This window comes from Paenibacillus hebaui (genome assembly GCF_051934385.1).
Classification (GTDB): domain Bacteria; phylum Bacillota; class Bacilli; order Paenibacillales; family Paenibacillaceae; genus Paenibacillus.
In genome coordinates this window covers 1,664,540-1,682,040 of record NZ_CP196836.1, presented here as the reverse complement: position 1 = coordinate 1,682,040, position 17,501 = coordinate 1,664,540, and the positions used below count along the sequence as shown (strand labels likewise).

At 48.8% G+C, this 17,501-nt stretch carries 15 protein-coding genes and 1 pseudogene; 8 read left to right on the top strand and 8 right to left on the bottom strand.

Features of this window, described 5'->3' with window-relative positions; translation table 11 throughout:
- Positions 1 to 95: 95 nt before the first annotated feature.
- A complete protein-coding gene (locus ACR32F_RS07470; protein ID WP_440117590.1) occupies positions 96 to 2,045 on the bottom strand; it encodes an ABC transporter ATP-binding protein in 1,950 nt (649 codons plus the stop codon).
- A complete protein-coding gene (locus tag ACR32F_RS07465; protein WP_440117588.1) occupies positions 2,038 to 3,858 on the bottom strand; it encodes an ABC transporter ATP-binding protein in 1,821 nt (606 codons plus the stop codon). Before ACR32F_RS07465 ends, ACR32F_RS07470 begins: the two co-directional genes overlap by 8 nt.
- Positions 3,859 to 3,972: 114 nt before the next feature.
- On the opposite strand from ACR32F_RS07465, the gene ACR32F_RS07460 reads away from it, so the two are divergent.
- Positions 3,973 to 4,866 (top strand): AraC family transcriptional regulator, encoded by an 894-nt coding sequence (locus tag ACR32F_RS07460; RefSeq protein WP_440117586.1) that lies wholly within the window; start codon positions 3,973 to 3,975, stop codon positions 4,864 to 4,866.
- Between the two features lie 24 nt (positions 4,867 to 4,890).
- On the top strand, positions 4,891 to 5,415 hold the full coding sequence (locus tag ACR32F_RS07455; RefSeq protein ID WP_440117584.1) for a DUF5412 family protein: 525 nt from the start codon (positions 4,891 to 4,893) through the stop codon (positions 5,413 to 5,415).
- Between the two features lie 342 nt (positions 5,416 to 5,757).
- On the opposite strand, the gene ACR32F_RS07450 is transcribed toward ACR32F_RS07455, so the two are convergent.
- The 5 genes from ACR32F_RS07450 to ACR32F_RS07430 all read right to left on the bottom strand — a co-directional run bounded on the left by ACR32F_RS07450 (position 5,758) and on the right by ACR32F_RS07430 (position 11,429).
- Entirely contained in the window at positions 5,758 to 6,888 is a 1,131-nt protein-coding gene (locus ACR32F_RS07450) for a glycosyltransferase (RefSeq protein ID WP_440117582.1), read from the bottom strand.
- Between the two features lie 443 nt (positions 6,889 to 7,331).
- Positions 7,332 to 8,078: a class I SAM-dependent methyltransferase gene (locus tag ACR32F_RS07445; RefSeq protein ID WP_440117580.1), complete on the bottom strand. Its 747-nt coding sequence runs from the start codon at positions 8,076 to 8,078 to the stop codon at positions 7,332 to 7,334.
- Positions 8,065 to 9,705 carry a nucleotide sugar dehydrogenase gene (locus ACR32F_RS07440; RefSeq protein WP_440119729.1) on the bottom strand — a complete coding sequence of 547 codons (1,641 nt, stop codon included), beginning with the start codon at positions 9,703 to 9,705 and terminating at the stop codon, positions 8,065 to 8,067. Before ACR32F_RS07440 ends, ACR32F_RS07445 begins: the two co-directional genes overlap by 14 nt.
- Positions 9,706 to 9,730: 25 nt before the next feature.
- Positions 9,731 to 10,720, bottom strand: coding sequence for a polysaccharide biosynthesis protein (locus tag ACR32F_RS07435; protein ID WP_440117578.1), 990 nt, complete (start codon positions 10,718 to 10,720; stop codon positions 9,731 to 9,733).
- A gap of 19 nt (positions 10,721 to 10,739) precedes the next feature.
- On the bottom strand, positions 10,740 to 11,429 hold the full coding sequence (locus ACR32F_RS07430) for a glycosyltransferase (protein WP_440117576.1): 690 nt from the start codon (positions 11,427 to 11,429) through the stop codon (positions 10,740 to 10,742).
- A 363-nt stretch (positions 11,430 to 11,792) separates the two neighbouring features.
- Between ACR32F_RS07430 and ACR32F_RS07425 the strand changes: the two genes are divergently transcribed.
- Entirely contained in the window at positions 11,793 to 12,503 is a 711-nt protein-coding gene (locus ACR32F_RS07425) for a GT-D fold domain-containing glycosyltransferase (protein ID WP_440117574.1), read from the top strand.
- A 228-nt stretch (positions 12,504 to 12,731) separates the two neighbouring features.
- Here the strand turns inward: ACR32F_RS07425 and ACR32F_RS07420 are convergent, their stop codons facing one another.
- Positions 12,732 to 13,139 (bottom strand): hypothetical protein, encoded by a 408-nt coding sequence (locus ACR32F_RS07420; protein ID WP_440117572.1) that lies wholly within the window; start codon positions 13,137 to 13,139, stop codon positions 12,732 to 12,734.
- 189 nt (positions 13,140 to 13,328) lie between these two features.
- Here ACR32F_RS07420 and ACR32F_RS07415 point away from each other — a divergent pair, with 189 nt between their 5' ends.
- The 5 genes and pseudogenes from ACR32F_RS07415 to ACR32F_RS07395 all read left to right on the top strand — a co-directional run.
- Positions 13,329 to 14,462 carry an RluA family pseudouridine synthase gene (locus ACR32F_RS07415; RefSeq protein ID WP_440117570.1) on the top strand — a complete coding sequence of 378 codons (1,134 nt, stop codon included), beginning with the start codon at positions 13,329 to 13,331 and terminating at the stop codon, positions 14,460 to 14,462.
- A 112-nt stretch (positions 14,463 to 14,574) separates the two neighbouring features.
- Entirely contained in the window at positions 14,575 to 15,153 is a 579-nt protein-coding gene (locus tag ACR32F_RS07410; RefSeq protein WP_440119728.1) for a DUF1273 domain-containing protein, read from the top strand.
- A 188-nt stretch (positions 15,154 to 15,341) separates the two neighbouring features.
- Positions 15,342 to 16,157 carry an adenosylmethionine decarboxylase gene (speD, locus tag ACR32F_RS07405; protein WP_440117568.1) on the top strand — a complete coding sequence of 272 codons (816 nt, stop codon included), beginning with the start codon at positions 15,342 to 15,344 and terminating at the stop codon, positions 16,155 to 16,157.
- A 168-nt stretch (positions 16,158 to 16,325) separates the two neighbouring features.
- Positions 16,326 to 16,736 (top strand): flagellar basal body rod protein FlgB, encoded by a 411-nt coding sequence (gene flgB / locus ACR32F_RS07400; RefSeq protein ID WP_440117566.1) that lies wholly within the window; start codon positions 16,326 to 16,328, stop codon positions 16,734 to 16,736.
- Between the two features lie 166 nt (positions 16,737 to 16,902).
- A pseudogene (locus tag ACR32F_RS07395) lies at positions 16,903 to 17,394 on the top strand (GNAT family N-acetyltransferase); the annotation flags it as partial.
- Between the last annotated feature and the right edge of the window lie 107 nt (positions 17,395 to 17,501).

Sequence of the window (17,501 nt, the reverse complement as noted above, 5' to 3'; positions counted from 1 at the left end):
TTCCTTTAAAAATGTCATCTCTCATTACGGTTCACACGTTAAATAAGAATAAATAAAATTCAGCATATCGTATCCATTAATTATTTCGAACAAGCTCACTCATCGACAACTACTGCTTTTGCATTCATGCGATAATACAATCCTTTCCTCTGCATCAGCTGTTCATGCGTTCCATCTTCGGCAATTCGGCCTTTCTCCATTACAAGGATACGAGAGCACTGACGAGCGACCTCCATCCGATGTGTGACGAGCAACCCTATTCTGCCTTTCATAAAATTCAGCAAGTGATTCATCACATTCTGTTCTGTCTGAATATCCAGTGATGACGTTGGTTCGTCCATAATATACAGATCGGATGACCTCATAAAGAGTCTAGCAAGCGACAGTCGCTGTTGTTGGCCTCCAGATAGATTGGCCCCTTTCTCTTGCAACATCGCAGCGTATTGTCCCTCCTGTGCCTCAATGAATTCATGCAAACCTGCCTGCTCCGCCGCAATCTGTACATTGTCCAACGTAGTATCTAAGCCAAGACGGATATTCTCTTCAATCGTTCCTGTAAAAAAAGTTGAGCTTTGTGGCATATACGTCAGAACGGATTGGTTATCCATTCCCATATGTTGCACAACATCCTGATCACCCAGCAATACGCTTCCGTTTGTTGGCTCGATCAGCCCTGCACACACTTGGCATAGTGTAGATTTGCCTGCACCGCTGGCGCCAACTACCGCAACCAATTCACCAGGAACCAGATTAAGCGTAATCTGATCCACAATCGTCCGACCACTGCCTTCATCTATTACTGTAACTTGTTGAAGACGTAGCATAGCAATTTCGTTCTCTTGATATGCTGTTTGTTGTGTATACCCTTGATCTTGATCATAACCTCCCTGTGCATGCTCCTCTTGCATATAATTGGATGAGTCTGTCTTCTTGTTCTCCGCCAATTTTAACCATGCAGAGATACGTCCAAATGCCCCCACGCTGGCTTGCATCTGACTCCACTGGCTGGACAAGCCGAGCACTGGCCACACCACCAATTCGAACAGCAGACTACTTGCAACAACCATACCCGGAGACAAGGTTCCTCTCGCTGCTGACATGGCAATGAGGAACAACGCTGCCAATTGAGCCAGACCAAATACCGCCATCGCCACGTTATCCGACATGCTCAAGGTCATCTGTAACTTCGCCTGAACATGGTTCAATGATTGCTGTTGTGTTCGAAATCGTGCGAGAAACCACGGTGATGCATTGTAGGTTTGAATCACAGGTATCCCTTCAACATACTGTTGGATCTGCTGTTGTGACTCGCCTTCCCTGGATTCGACCTCATCGGATAGACGTACAATTCGCTGATCATACAACCTAGCGGTAAACCAAATCGCCCCTGCACTCACTAATGCGATAACCGCAACCCATGCATCTGCTCTGTACAAGTATCCCAGTGATAATGCAATGATGAATACAACCGTAACACCCTCTGCAATAGCCTCTACAACTTCTGCACCATGCTTGGTGTCTTCCTTGATGCGAAGCATCACATCCCCGGACCTCTGTCTGCGCACCCATGCATAAGGCATCCTGTTTAATAACTTCAGCAGGTCCATAGACATATCTCTGTACATGGACTCCTTGAGCCATACCAGCACATAACGATGCATCGCGAGCAACACGATAAACCCTGCCAGAATGGCGATAAAGATCATCGCCGTAGCGTTTAACTGCTCTTGTCCACCATCATGAATGGCATCCACGAAGAACCCCTGCACGAAGGCAAGTCCCCAATCGAAGACCGCATCTGCTGCGATAAAAATGAGCAAGATCGCTACAGCTACTCCATAAGGCTTCATCCAGCGAACAATAACAGGCCATACCGTTGCCAGTGATACAACTTGCTTTGGGTCATCTGGAACATGACTTTCGTTCATCTTATATCCACCATCTATTTCGTTATCTTCGTTCATTTCGTTTGCTCCACTCTTCTCATGGCTGCTCTTCATTTCAACGTCATCAGCATACGCTGCATCTCCACTCTTGTTACTCATGCTGTCCCTCCACTTCCGCATCCTGCTCCGCAATATAGCTTCGATATCCGTTCAGACGATCCAACAATTCACGATGAGTCCCTGTATCTTCGACGCGTCCCTTCTGAATGTAGATGACCTGATCCGCCTGTTCTATCAGCGATAATCGATGGGTAACTGCAATAATCGTTGTGCCTTTGTCAGCAGTGACACGGGCAAACAGATCATTCAATCGCTGCTCATGCAACGGATCTTGAGATGACGTCGGTTCATCCAACAATAAAATATCCGGATTCCTTAGCATTGCTCTGGCTAAACTAATACGCTGAAGCTCACCACCCGACATTGTCCCGCCCTGTGGCTGAAGCTCTGTCCCATAGCCAAGCGATTGACGCATAATGGCGTCATGTGCATGAGTCATGTGGGCCGCAACCTCTACTTGATCGGCAGATATCCCCTCTTGTCCAAAAACAATATTCTCTTCCACCGTGCCTGTGAAAATAAAGGCTTGTTGCGGAACATACACCTGATTGACATGCTCTGTCTGAACTTCGTACATATCATTCAGTGGATTCTTCTGATTCATTACCTGGATCGAACCAGTGACAGGTGTATCTAATCCGGCTATTAATTTCAATAACGTGGTCTTCCCGCATCCACTTGGCCCCGTGATTACAGTGAGCTTTCCTTTCGTGGCTACAAAAGAAATATCAGTTAGCACTTCTTCTTGTTCCTCATACCTATAAGACACATGCTGTACGTTAATGCCCATCGGTTTAGATTGCTTTTCAAGTTCACCTGAACCCGTTTCGGATCGTACATATGTATTTGTACTGGTATTAGCAACCGTGTTCTTTTTCTCCAAATCCAGCACTTCAAAGATTCTGGACGCATGAGAAGCTGAACCGATAAAATCATTCCACAACCCGGATAGCGACTCAATCGGACGAGTTAACTGACTGCTCGCCACCAGAAAAGCCGCCAGTCCTCCCACATCCATATTTCCATTCAACACCTGCATGCCACCCAAATAAAGGATCAGAATCATACCACCGTAGGTTGAGACCCGTCCGGCTGCCTCCGAAAGACGTTGCAACAGGGATACCGACATCGTATGTCTGAACACTTGATCCATTCGATCTTTAAAATGATGGTGTACATAACCCGCGAGTCCGTAGCTCCGGATCTCAACTGGGGCTTGAATGATTTCAGTCAGCATCTCATCTCTTGACGCTGCACTGGCATTCAACTGATCATGTTGTCGTTGCAGACGTCTACCCAGTCCTACCGTTACAAGAGGATAGATCAATGTGAATGCAATGATAGCCAATGACAGTGGTAAGTTCACCCAACTGAAATAAGCAAAAGCAAGAATCAGTTGTATCATATTTTTTGCAAGTTCAATGCCGTGTTGGTTTATCCCTTTCTGTGCTTCCTTAGCAGAAGTCCAAACCCTGGAAGATAGGTCACCCGTATGATAGTGTGCCAGATCCCCTGTCTCTGTGTTGCCAAGGGATCTAAGCAACAGGCACTGCACAGACAATAATGTCTTTTGCTGGAATAACGTCTCGACCCACGTCATGAATGCGGTTACAATTAATCGTAATACTACAATGGAAACACCTATGATCAAACCTGAGTAGAGTAACGGAAACTGTGATTCCGTAGCGCCTTTGACCAATCTTCGGATCGATTCCAGATAACCGACTTCGATCAGGGAGACGATAAATGCGGCAAAAAGTAAAAGAATGATGAACATTCGGTACTTGCCCGTTAATGTCCATAATCGAGTTAGCATGCCTAACGTCGTATAAGTTCTTTTGTCAGCAAACATGGATGGTTTCTCCAATCTTGTCATTAAATTATGTACTTGGTTATGATATCATCGGTGATAAGGGAAAAATGAACATTTCTTGCTGTAAGTACTATCAGAAGTAAGGAGATCGCTATGCAACATGATTTGCTGAATACATTGGATAAGCTATTCGACTACATAGAAGACCATATTCAAAACAAATTAACGCTGGATCATCTGGCATCCGTGACTCATATATCCAAGTTCCACCTGCATCGCATGTTCAAACATGTAAGCGGACAACTGCCTGGAGAATACATTCGTTCACGCAAATTGGCACGCAGCCTGGAGCAATTGGTGAATCTGAACTGGAAGATTATCGATATCAGCGGACATTACGCTTTTGAACATGAACAATCCTACATACGTGCTTTCAAACAAGCCTTCGGCATCACACCTCTGCAATATCGCAAACAAGGAGCTGGAGAGCTTGAATTCACAGCCCGTATGACTTCGTCTATGATCACGATGCTTCCGTATGGATATATTTTCAAACCAACGTATGTACGAAAGCCGGCCATGAAACTCATTGGACAACGATCCCATATTCGGTATGCAGACAATGAAGAACACTATGAAGCTAATTCAGCAGGTAACGACTTTTTTGATAAACACTTTCATTCAATTCCTAACGTGTTGCAGCCCAACGTATATATCGGATTTACCAATGAAATTAACGAGGATTACAGTACATATCAACCTTCTGTCGAAGTCACCCACCTGGATGATATCCCCAACGAACTGGATGGAATCGAAGTACCGGCCAACCAATATGCCGTATTCAAATTCGTCTGTGATTTCCATCCAAGTCTGATCAACATTGATCACTTGGACAGTGTCTGGACATTTATCGATGAATATTGGCAGAGCCATTCGGGGTATGAGAAGAGTGATCCATACTATTTTGAAAGAATTGATGGCAGTCTGGCTCAAGACCACTACGGAGAGATGGACATTTATATCCCTGCAAAGCAAATTTCGCTGTAAGCTGCAAACGGAGGTTCAATGCTTATGGATCAAAATAATCAAGCTATTTCAAGTTCATCCAATACAGATTCTCGCAAATCTTGGATACGTAGACACCCAATTCTCACTACATTTACACTATTGATTTTTGTACTGTTCGTCGCCTTATTCCTGTATTTCTGGCTCCGTCCATACTTCTCCACGTTTGACCGTTCTGAGAAAGGAGAATTGAGCTATTCCATGCCTTCGCGAAACGGTGAATATACCGCCGAGATTTACGGCGTGCCCTATGGTGGTGCGGCAGGCGGGGTTACGATGTGGGTCGATGTGAAGAAGACGAATGCCCCTGATGACTCCATAGTAAAAACGATATATCGTGCCGAGCACCACGGGAATAACCATATCGAATGGGAAAGTGTAAACACACTACGAATCGAAAACTGGAATGAATACACGGATGAGACCATTACCCTCAACATTGATGATGAAATATATGATGGACGGGGCTGGGCATGCAAAAGCTTACGAATGAAAGACCAGCATGCGCGATGCCTGACACCCGAAAAGTAAAACATCTAAGCAGCAAAAATGACATATTGACTGCATAGCTGGTCATCGTGATGCATAGTGCTCACTGCATTACACATCAGAAGCTTCACACGGTACAAGCAGTGTGAAGTATAAAGCATAAAGTAAGCCCCACTCACCGACTTCCTCGGTCAAGCGGGGCTGCTCTTGTTCTACATATTATCTTTTATCCACTTATACTTATTATGGTCTGCACATGCTTGCTCACTAAGATCTTTGCAGCGATCTGAATAAAAGACATTCCAACCTCATGCTTCGTCTATCACATCTATTCTACTGCTTAATCTTGTGGACCTTTCTGCTTCTGCGTCCCAATTTGTCCCCCTACTTAAGAGGTGAAACTTCACCACGTTCTTCCCGCTCCTTCATCTCCTTGAGCACTACCACTTCCAGCTTCTGCCGATTTGCAAGCAGCCCCGGATCGTCTGGCAGATACTCCCGGGCTTTGGTGTTATGCATCAGTGCCTGCTCCCAGTTGCCCAGGTGGGCATAACAGAGAGATAGTCGAGCATGTGGCAGCCAAGTGCGGCAGGCCACGGGCACCGGGCGCAGACCCGGATCGCGGCTGCTCACATCGACCGCCTGCATATACCAGTAGATCGCCGAGACAGGTTCCTGCCGTTCATGGAAACAGGCCGCAATGGCGCAGCAGAAATCGGCATGTGGCAGGTCATACTGGAACGATTGCAGCAATGCGCCTAGCTTGCGACCCGGCTCACCAAGTCGTTCATGACATTCAGCCAGCCGCGCACAGGCAATCAGGCGATCCTCGCGGTAACCGCTCGGCTGCTCCAGCAGCTTCGCGTAGCCCCGTGCCGCCGCCGCATAACGCTGGCGGTCATAACATTCGCCTGCATAATAGAACAGCAGGCGACCTTGGGCTACGCCCTCTTCGGCGATCCATTTGCGCAGGATGCGCACGTTTCGCGCCGAGTGATGTCCCGCTTCGCGGCGGTGCGTAACGGCAATGTCTGCCGTGATTACCTCGCCCCGCGGGAAGCTAAGCTGCTCGTGCAGCCGGCCATGCCAGCGGCACCCGGCATCCCGCTTGACCAGGCGAAGCCGTCGGTCCGTCACGAGCGGACTTCCCTCCGGTCCTTCGGCCAGCGTATAGTTCATGATCACAGCAGCGGTCTCTCCGCCTGGCGGCAGCTGCTGTTTCAGCACCGCAAGCTTCGCCCGTTCCGCGGGCAGCAGCACATCATCCGCATCCAGCCACAGAATATATTCCTGCGTGGCCTGAGCGAACGAGTAATTCCGTGCTGCGGCAAAATCGTCCTTCCACTCGTACGTATAGACCCGGTCGGTATACTGCGCAGCTACATCCTTCGTACGGTCGGATGAACCGGTATCCACGATGACGATCTCGTCAGCGATTCCGACGACCGATTCGAGACAGCGCGCAAGTGTGCGTTGTTCGTTCTTCACAATCATACACAGACTGATAGTGATCACGTTTAGGCCCCTTCCTGTCATACGCGTATTGCCGTTTTCTGTCTTGTATCTTGTAACTTGTAACTTGTAACTTGATCTTGCTATCTTTCCAGCTTGTATTTTAATTTTGCTATTTTTCTGTCCTGCATCCTACTATCTTTCTGTCTGTTCTCTTCTCTTCTCTTCTCTTCTCTTCTCTTCTCTTCTCTTCTCTTCTCTTCTCTTCTCTTCTCTTCTCTCCTCTCCTGTCCTTCTGTCCTTCTGTCCTTGCTGTCTTTCTCCTTGCAGCCTTATATCCCTCTGATCTTCTCCCTGTACCTTACTCTCTATCTTATGCGTCAGATCTTACTATCTTGCTGCTTTCCTTGTTGCCTCTCATCCTTGATTGCATCGCATTGGTCATGGTTACCGATCAACTTCTCCCGCTGCTTCGACTCTATGGCTATCATTCGTTTTTTTGGTTGTCACCCTTCCACGTTCTCCTCACGACGCAGCCTTTTGACCTGCTCCACCGCATTGTCCAGCGCCTTTTTTCGCTGATTCATCAGGCGAAGGTGATTCTGTTCCACAGCGGCAAAATGCATATGATCCAGCTTCATCCACTCGGTCAGTTGGCTCACGGTGGGTGAGATATGCAACTGCGTTTCCCGCTGCCTGCGTGCCACGCAACATAGATATTTATGATGTACTTCCAGCTTCAATACTTCAAAATAAGGCATCAGGCACATCGCTAGATTCCCCGCGTAGAATGTCTGCTTATGATCATGAAACGGATGGTATCCGTAGGGAACCGTCACAACCAACGTCCCTTTTTCATGCAATAGGCGATGGATGTGCATTAGCAACGTTTCGGGATGAGCGAAATGCTCAAGGACTTCACCCAGCAGCACTGTATCAAACGGAGTTCTGCCTTTCCACTGCGTAATATCCATCATCCGAAAATCCACCTTGTCCTGAACCGGCTTGGATTCCTTCGCCAGCTCTTGCCTTGCATACCGTATGCTCTCTTCCTCCAGATCAATCCCGGTCACCCGAAAACCTTCCCGTGCCAGCAAAATGGACGTGATCCCCTGGCTGCATCCAATATCCAGTATCCGTTGTCCTGTCGCCTCCCGACACATCCAGTGGATGCGGGTACGGGTCGCTTCATGGGATTGTTCCGAATTGATCTCGCCATAGTAACGCTCGTTTACCCGGTCATGATTCGCCATGGCTGCCTCCTGACGGGTCCTCTGGATGATTGGAACCCCCATGCTCGGAATCCTGCTTAGGCAGCTCTGTATTCGGACAGATCACTCTTTCCCTTGCCGCAGCAACTCCCGGCTTCATCGTCTGCAACCCATGACCAGCCTGCAAGCCCAAACGTCCTTGTACGTCCTGCACTCCTTGTGCTTCCTGTAACTCTTGCACTCCCTTTATTTCTTGTACTCCCTGCTCCATCTGCCCTTCCTTCACCATACTCACATCAGCTCGAATCGGCTGTCCGAGCACCACAATGTTTCCCCCCACACATCCGGCGGTGGCATTGCGTGTATCAAAGACCAGCTTCGCATGATCGGCCATCACCTGATAATCAAAGCCTGTATGATCTGTTGTAATAATCACCAGATCTGCGCCAGCCCACAAGTCAGGTGAAGCTGGCTGGGCCTGAACAACCATACCATCATCCTTGCGGAACACAGGCACCATCGGATCGGTGTAAACGACTTCTGCCCCTGCTGCATCCAGCAGCCGGAAGACATCCAGCGCCGGTGATTCACGCAGGTCGTCGATATCTTTTTTGTAGGCCATCCCTGCCAGCACAATTCGAGCTCCCTGCATCGACAAGCCGTTCTGTTCGAGCAGCTCCGCGGCACGCTTCACCACGCGCTCCGGCATCTGCCGATTGGTCGCGTCTGCAAGCTGGATGAATCGCAGCTCCGATCCCTGACGCCCTGCGGCCCAGGACAGATAGATCGGATCAATCGGAATACAATGTCCACCAATGCCTGGACCCGGATAGAACGGCATGTACCCAAACGGCTTGGTCGCCGCAGCGTCCAGCACCTCCCAGATGTTCACGCCCATCCGCTCACAGGCGGGTGTCAGTTCATTCACAAGCGCAATGTTTACACTGCGGAACGTGTTTTCGAACAATTTTGCTGTCTCCGCTACCGTTGTTGAGCTGACCGGAACGATCTCGTTCAGGAACGAGCCATAGAATGCTTTCCCATACGATAGACAGGACAAAGTGGAGCCGCCAATAATCTTCGGTGTATTTTTCACGCCGTAATGCACACTTCCCGGATCTACCCGCTCTGGAGAATAACAGATATGGAACTGCTGCCCTACTTTCCACCCTTTTGCGGCCTCGATTGGTTGCTTGACATGCTCCTCGGTGGTCCCGGGATACGTGGTGCTCTCCAATATGACAAGACAGCCCTCCTGAAGATAAGGCGTTATGCCATCTACCGCAGCAGCTATATAGGAAATATCCGGCTGATGTGCTGCCGTCAGCGGCGTGGGTACACAGATGACAATAACATCCGCCTGTACAACTGCTGCGTAATCCGTCCCTGCCATGAATAATCCAGCCTGAGAAAGGGATTGCACCACCTTATCCTCAATATTGATCACATACGAATGCCCGGCACGCAGCCGCGACACCTTGCCATCGTCAATATCGATGCCATGCACCTGATAACCCGCTTGCGCCATCTCTACTGCCATCGGTAACCCGACATATCCAAGACCAATGACAGCGGCTTTGAGGGAGCGGTTGTTTATTTGTTGAAGTGTGGCACATTCCTGGTTCTTCTTCGTAACGTCATGCTTGCTGTCCTTTTCCATTCCTTCCACCTCCAAACGGTCCGCCTCCCTTCTATTAATCGATAAAGCCACCTGCTCGTAAAAATTGGGCAATTGCGGAACGGTTCATCATCGCGCTGTCCGAACGGTATTCGGAAAAGCTCACACGAGTCAGGCCGCTGTACGAATTGGTCAGGCGCTTGTCCGGTTCCTGTGGCAAAATCACATAATATTGCTCATCAACCTTGTAGGTACGCGGTGCCTCGAAAGGAGAAATGAGGACTTCATGCAATTTCTCGCCCGGACGAATGCCGGTTACTTTATAATCGTGAGCCGGACGACCTGCCTGTTCCAGCATGACCGAGGCCAGATCCGTCATCTTGCAAGCCTTCATTTTCATAACAAACGTCTCACCGCCCACCGCAGCCTCAGCCGCCTTCAGCAACAAATGAATGGCCTCTGTCCGCGTCAGGAAAAAGCGGGTCATTCCTTTATCCGTAATGGTCAGGCTCTTGCCTTCATCAATCTGGCGACGGAACAATGGCACGACACTACCGCTGGTTCCAAGCACATTCCCTCCGCGAATACAGACAAAGCGGGTGGACTCGCTCAACCCATTGGCACGAATCATCATCTTTTCCCCCAAAGCCTTGGTCATGCCATAAACGTTAATCGGATCTACCGCCTTGTCTGTGGATACATCAATGACTTTGGCCACCTGCATGCGAATGGCTGCGCGGATAATGTTCTGTGTACCAATGACATTGGTTTTGAACGCTTCATCCGGCTGATCCTCACAGACAGGAACATGCTTCAGCGCAGCCAGATGAAAGAGAACGTCGACCCCGCGACAGGCTTCCTCCACCGCCCGATAATCACGAATGTCTCCAATGACAAAACGCAAACGTGCATCATGACTGAAATCGCGCTGCATCGCAATCTGAGCATATTCATTTCGCGACAAAATCCGAATCTCGGCCGGATTCTGTTCCAGCAGTACTTCTGTCAATTTTTGTCCCCAGGAGCCTGTTCCTCCGGTGATTAGAATCGTTTGTCCTTTAATCATAGGTGAACCCCTCCTTCATTCAGATCATGAATTCGCGTAATACAGCAGCCATCTCTTCCCGGCTGAGCCGGTCTTTGGGCGGTACTTTTTTGATAGACGTATTGCTGGAATGCACAATATTCACGTAATTGCGCGGAGCCAGCAGCTCATGCGGCAGGTCGATGACATTGCCATGTGTTCCCCGACCCGGCAGCTTCACCCTGTACCCCGCGGCGTATTCATCCTTTTTGTAAAGGTAGACATAGAACTGCGGAGAACGGTGAAAGGCAGGAGCCATCTCGTTGTTCACACTATCCCACAGGTATCCATTCTGGTTAATGAGCGCCATCGTTTCGGGCTGCGGCTGCACATCATAGAGCTGCTGAACGAAGGTCCTATGATACAGATCATCCGAATCCAAACGGGCAATATAGATATGCTCTGCGCCTTCGGCAAAAGCCAGAATAGCCCGTACACTTTCGATATGCGTCCCAAACCGGATGTTGGCAGGTAGCGGCTCCTGTTCCGCGAGAATCTCCTGCATCAATTCCCCCGATTCCTTGGACAGCTTCACGACTGTCAGGAAATCCTGGTTGGTCTGCGCCTTGAGACAGTGCAGTGTAAATGTCCGAAAAATGCTCATTCGCCGCTCCAGCCACTCCCTCGTCAAGCGCTGCGGGTCCAGCCCGTAATTATTAAAGTTAATCTCAATAACAACTTTTCTGGACATATCCTTCCTCCTCATTCATGCTGTGATTTTGATTTTCTTCCGCTTCAACCTGACTGTTTTCATAAGTCTTTACAGCCGGCTTCACACCAAAGTCGCCTCTGTCTGCCTGAAAGCCCGCCATACAGAAACTCTCATCAATCCAGCCGACTCTATAACATATGGATAAAATAATAGAACCGACCCGGACACTTGCACGGGTTCTACCATAAATCAGCTTTTACATAAACCTCACAGCCACTTACTTTCCCGGAACCGGATTGACATACACCCGAAGATGCGCCCTGCGGTCGAACGCACAATACGTTATCAATACCAAAACATAGAATAGAGCAATTGAATTTTCAAAGGGGGCCTTAAACGACAATGAATCCAATCTATCTTGAAATGGATGGTGTGCTGGATCAACTTGAAGATGCGCTGAGAGAGAAGCGTCCTTTCTCTCTCGTTCGGGTGGGCGACGGGGAGAATATTGTCCTGTCCCAAGAAACCGTTTGGACCACGGAACAGGTTCTGCAGGAGCGCTGGGCCATCAAGGCGAATCTGGGTCAAAAAGGACTGCGCCTGCCCAATCTGAAGCTCCGGGATGAAGTTGCCGCTTCCTTGCAGCGAGCGGATATCGTAGGCGTTCTTCCACATGGGGACAGCACCATCAAAGCCCCGGAGCATCTCAAAAGACAGCTAACCGACATGGTGTTCGCGCATTTCGGTATCACTCCGGTACTGACTTGCCATGCCTGTGTGAATCGGGAGCTTGCGCAGGTGCCCCGCTTCTGGAATATGCTTGCAGACAAACGTGTACTGCTCGTCACCCGCGAGATTGAGCAGCTTCGGGCCATGCTTGTTCAGGAGCCGTATCAGCTGGATATTACAGCGGCGCTGCCCTTCGACAACGGGGATCAGCTGGAGGAAACGCTGCAATGGATTCAAACGAATCGGGATACCTTCGACGTCGCTCTCTTCTCCTGTGGCGTTAATGCGGTTGTCCTTGCCGAACGAACAGCTGCACTCGCGGGCAAAGTGGCCATTGACTTTGGCAAAGCCAACAACATCATTCTGAAAGGCCGTGCCAATTAATTGGCGGCCAGACCTCGGCAATTCTTGAGTATCGTTAGTAAACGAAAATGCTTGGAATGACAAAAACCCCGCGCTCCTTGAGCCGGGGTTTTCATGATGAGCGCCATTCGAAAAATTAGAATTACACTGGAATCATGGTCTAATCTGTTTCTGGGTATTCAGCAAACTCTGCTGGTCAAAAGAAGCGATATCAAGGCACTCTTCCTGTTCATATGCTGTTACCAGAAACTAGCTGGTAGCTGCAATGCCATAGAACATTTCGGGCCCGGTTCGTACCGCTGTGGACACACCGGAAATAAAGGAAGTATATACATTCTCCAGTGCAGGCGGTGCTTTCAGATCCTGTGCAGTGAACGAATGAAATTCAGCGCCACCGTTCTGACCTACCGTCCCTTCCGCACGATAGATTACAAAGAACGGATCGTATACACTCCCACGCACAAGCTCAACAATGAACGTATCCCCCACTTCGCCAGTTACACCAACCGTGCCATTCAAGGTGATAACGGGATTGGGGATGCCAAGGGTCTGAAGACCAATGGAGCCGAACACTTCCGGGGATGGACCCAGAGACAAACCGGGCTGACCTACGCTTCCCGAGTTCATCGAAGTTCTCATATCGAGAAACACACCCATGAGTAACACCTCCAATGTTATGGGATACGTTATTCTATGAATCTCGACTCTCGTTGGATTGGATGCGTAACAGATTCGATGCACCTATTTTTATTTAACCCCGGTTAATGGTATATTGAACTGCATAACGAAATGAACGGATCGTATGCACACAAGCGGTACAGGCTGTTCAGAAGGAGATTAATATTAATGAATAAACGTAAACGTCCTACAGGCAAAACATCAGCCAAAGGGAAAGCATCCACGGGCTCGTCCACAGCACGGGCTGGTCGATCCACCTTGTCATCCGCCAAACTAACAGGAACTTCCGAATCACGTCATACAGGAGCGGCGAAGAAGCCCGCAGCTGCCAAAACCTCGGCAGCACCCAAGAAATCCGGAGCCTCCAAACCCAAGGCGGCCAAACGCCCGGGCAATTCCTATTATCGCAAGCAGGAGCCACCACGCCAGTATAAAGTAACCGAACCGGATGAGCTGCTGAGTTTCTTACTGAAACATCTTAAGTCCGGGCGAAATGCGGTCAAATCCATCCTCGGTCGCGGGCAGGTATCCGTCGATCAGGTCGTGGTTACCAAGTTTAATCTGGAGCTGACGCCGGGTCAGATCGTATCCATCAGCAATGAGGGCGCAGTCGCTGCCCCGTCCTTGACCGGCATTAACATTTTGCACGAAGACGACGACATCATTGTGATCCGAAAGGAAGCCGGACTGTTATCCATTGCTGCTGACAAAAGTGATGATCTGACCGCTTATCGCCAGCTTACGGAACATGTTCGCCGCACCAACCCGTTGAACCGCATTTTTATCGTCCACCGTCTGGATCGCGATACGTCGGGTGTCATGATGTTTGCCAAAAGTGAAGAGGTGCAGCAGAAGCTGCAAAACAACTGGAAGGAAAATGTACAGGAACGCGTCTATGTCGCTCTTGTAGAAGGTGCTGTAGCCAAAGAAGAAGGTACGATCTCCTCCTGGCTGAAGGAAACCAAAACGCTGAAAATGTATTCCAGCTCTCGCCCCAACGATGGACAACATGCGATTACACATTACAAACGCCTGAAATCAAACCGCGAGTTCTCCCTGCTGGAAGTTCGTCTGGAAACAGGCCGCAAAAATCAGATTCGTGTGCACATGGAAGATCTCGGACATCCCGTTGCAGGGGACCGGAAATACGGCGCACGCACAAGAGACCTCGGTCGTCTCGGACTCCATGCACGTGTACTCTCATTTATTCATCCAACGACAGAAAAACTGATGACGTTTGAGACCGACATACCGAAGCCATTCCTGTATCCATTCCGTGCAGAAACCTCCCCTGCACAATAACGGAATTGTTCAGAGAATGGACATCGTTAACTCAGACATTTCAGCCGATTCTGGCAGCCTCGATTCTGGAACTGGCCGAAGGCTTGACCACGCCTGAAAGGAGGAACCGATACTGAAGAACCTGCTGATTACCGGTTACCGCGCACATGAACTACAGATTTTTGGACAGAAGCATGAGGGAATTCCCTATATCAAAAAGGCGATCTCCTCCCGTCTTACACCTTTGGTCGAAGACGGACTGGAGTGGGTGCTGACGGCTGGTCAATATGGGGTCGACCTGTGGGCCTGCGAAGTGGTGCTTGAGCTGAAGAAGATGTATCCGCATCTGAAACTGTCGATCATCACCGCTTTTCAGAACCCGGAGGAGCAATGGAAGGAAGACAAGCAGGAGTATTACCGTTCCATCCTGTCAGGGGTGGACTATTACGGTGCGATCAGCAAGCAACCCTATATCGGACCCTGGCAGTTCACAGCGAGGGATGACTTGCTGCTGCGCAAAAGCGACGGCCTGCTGCTCGTGTATGATGAGGATGCCGGGGAAGGCAGTCCGCGTTTTATCAAGGAAAAGGCCGTCAAAAAACAACTGAATGAAGATTACACGATCATCAGCGTCACATCGGAGGATATCCAATCGGTTGCCGAGGATGAACGGATGAACGATGTAATGGATTACGGAGATTCTTCATTCTAAAAGAATGACGGGTCACTTTCTCATGACGTACTGATGATGTACACAGGTTGTACTAATCCATGCACTTTTATTGTAGCGGCGAAGTCGTTTAAGAATTCGTACATATGTTTTTTTTGGCAGCAGGTTGGGTATAAGTAGTATTATTACTGCGATTACCATGTCGTATGGGACAAAGGGGAACTGCAACCATGACTTTAACGCCAGAGCAGCGCATTCAGCTGCACGGATTCAACAACCTGACCAAGTCGCTGAGTTTCAATATGTACGATATCTGCTATACCAAAACCAAAGATGAACGCCAAGCTTACATTGAATATATTGATGAACAGTATAATGCGGACCGGCTGAGCAAAATACTGAGAAATGTATCCGACATCATCGGGGCCCACGTCCTGAATGTCGCTCAACAGGATTACGTGCCTCAAGGCGCCAGTGTGACGATGCTTGTCTCGGAAGGGCCAATCGTGGAGATTCCCGAGGAATCCTTTGATGAATCTCCCGGTCCTCTGCCCGATAATGTCGTCATGCAGCTCGACAAAAGTCACATTACCGTTCATACGTATCCCGAATTCCATCCAAGCGAAGGCATCAGTACGTTCCGGGCAGATATTGACGTCTCGACCTGCGGTGAGATTTCGCCGCTAAAGGCACTCAACTATCTAATCCATTCGTTCGATACGGATATTATGACGATGGATTACCGGGTTCGTGGGTTTACACGTGATACGAGTGGACGCAAGCTGTTCATAGATCATGAGATCGGTTCGATTCAGAATTACATTCCGGATGAGATCAAGAGCAGCTTTGACATGATTGACGTGAACGTTTATCAGGAGAACATTTTCCATACCAAATGCAAGCTGAGGGAATTCGACCTCGATAATTATCTGTTTGGGTACACCAAGGATAAGCTGAGCAAGGCCGAGCAGCAGGAAATTACGGAGTGGCTGAAGCTGGAGATGGACGAGATTTATTATGGCAAAAATATTATTCGTCCCTCGTAATGGCTGATGCATATTTAAATGAGACAGGGATAAGATGTTATGCAGGCAGGGTTTCTTAATGGAAACCTTCAGCAGACACTTGTCCTTTTCTTTTGCTTAAGTTGACAGAGAGCAGCTCATTTCTTATGATGAAAGCAATTGCATTTTCCAGCGAAGGAGACTAAGCCGTTGATCGAAACTAACACGTCAAGACGTAACGAATCGCTGTTACAAGTGCTGACCACGCAGCACAATGTCATTACCAACAACATTGCTAATGCAGACACGCCCCACTACAAAAAGAAAACGGTGGAGTTTCAGGAAGAGCTTAGACGAATCGTTGAGAATGGCAAAACAGATTCGTTGGATATGAAACGGACTCATCAGAAGCATTTTCCGATCAGTAATCCCGGTGCTTCGATAGTCCCGTATCGGATTGTGGAGAACAACGAAACGGCGATGAACAATAACAACAATAACGTTGACATTGACATCGAAATGGCGAATCTTTCCGAGAATCAGCTCTTGTATAACTACATGGTTGATCGGGTCAGCGGACACTACAAAAAAATGAAAAATTTGTTGAATGATTTGAAATAACACATCGCACAACAGCCCTAGTGGCTGTTTTTTTGTTTTCTTTTTACCGGAGTGATGCCTGTTTGGTGGTCCTAATTTGGTGCTGCTCTTCGGTATCCTCCCCTGTTCGTAGTATAATGGGATAAAATGATCGATTTCATATCGAATAGAATAAAAGAGGTGCAACATGACTCCACGTAACTTAAATGTTTTTCATGGCTCCAAAGTCCGACTCGCGGCCCCTTGCCCGGAAGACTGTATGCGGCTCTCCCGGTTCACCGACAGTTATGATTACCTGCGTAATCTGGATACCGATATCGCTGTTCCGCTAACGCCGGATGAAACGGGATCATCCGCGGTTCGAAGAGACAACGGATTTGAATTTGCGCTCCGTACACTGGAGGATAATCGGTTCATCGGATTCACCGCCCTCTACCGGATCGAATGGAATAACCGTTCTGCACGCCTCGCTATTGGCATCGGTGATGAGAGAGATCGGGGTAAAGGATATGGGAGCGATGCCCTCGCCCTGATTATTCGCTACGGCTTCCATGAATTGAATCTGAATCGAATTGCACTGGACGTCATTGAATACAATGAAGCTGCCAGAAGGGCTTATCTCAAAGCTGGATTTCGGGAGGAAGGTCGCCAGCGCTGTGCTGTTTTGCGGGATGGCACGCATTATGATCTGATCTCGATGAGTATCCTTGCGGAAGAATGGTCGGCACAGACTAAGCTCCCATTGTCGTTCCAGTCTACTCGTGTCCAAGGAGCCGAGGAAACGGG

Bases quoted from the DNA above. Each gene is read 5' to 3' on its own strand.
- ACR32F_RS07470 (WP_440117590.1), bottom strand. From the start codon at position 2,045: ATGAGTAACAAGAGTGGAGATGCAGCGTATGCTGATGACGTTGAAATG.
- ACR32F_RS07460 (WP_440117586.1), top strand. From the start codon at position 3,973: ATGCAACATGATTTGCTGAATACATTGGATAAGCTATTCGACTACATA.
- ACR32F_RS07465 (WP_440117588.1), bottom strand. From the start codon at position 3,858: ATGTTTGCTGACAAAAGAACTTATACGACGTTAGGCATGCTAACTCGA.
- speD (WP_440117568.1), top strand. From the start codon at position 15,342: ATGACTTTAACGCCAGAGCAGCGCATTCAGCTGCACGGATTCAACAAC.
- ACR32F_RS07415 (WP_440117570.1), top strand. From the start codon at position 13,329: ATGAATAAACGTAAACGTCCTACAGGCAAAACATCAGCCAAAGGGAAA.
- ACR32F_RS07420 (WP_440117572.1), bottom strand. From the start codon at position 13,139: ATGGGTGTGTTTCTCGATATGAGAACTTCGATGAACTCGGGAAGCGTA.
- ACR32F_RS07445 (WP_440117580.1), bottom strand. From the start codon at position 8,078: ATGGCGAATCATGACCGGGTAAACGAGCGTTACTATGGCGAGATCAAT.
- ACR32F_RS07455 (WP_440117584.1), top strand. From the start codon at position 4,891: ATGGATCAAAATAATCAAGCTATTTCAAGTTCATCCAATACAGATTCT.
- ACR32F_RS07425 (WP_440117574.1), top strand. From the start codon at position 11,793: ATGAATCCAATCTATCTTGAAATGGATGGTGTGCTGGATCAACTTGAA.
- ACR32F_RS07435 (WP_440117578.1), bottom strand. From the start codon at position 10,720: ATGATTAAAGGACAAACGATTCTAATCACCGGAGGAACAGGCTCCTGG.
- ACR32F_RS07430 (WP_440117576.1), bottom strand. From the start codon at position 11,429: ATGTCCAGAAAAGTTGTTATTGAGATTAACTTTAATAATTACGGGCTG.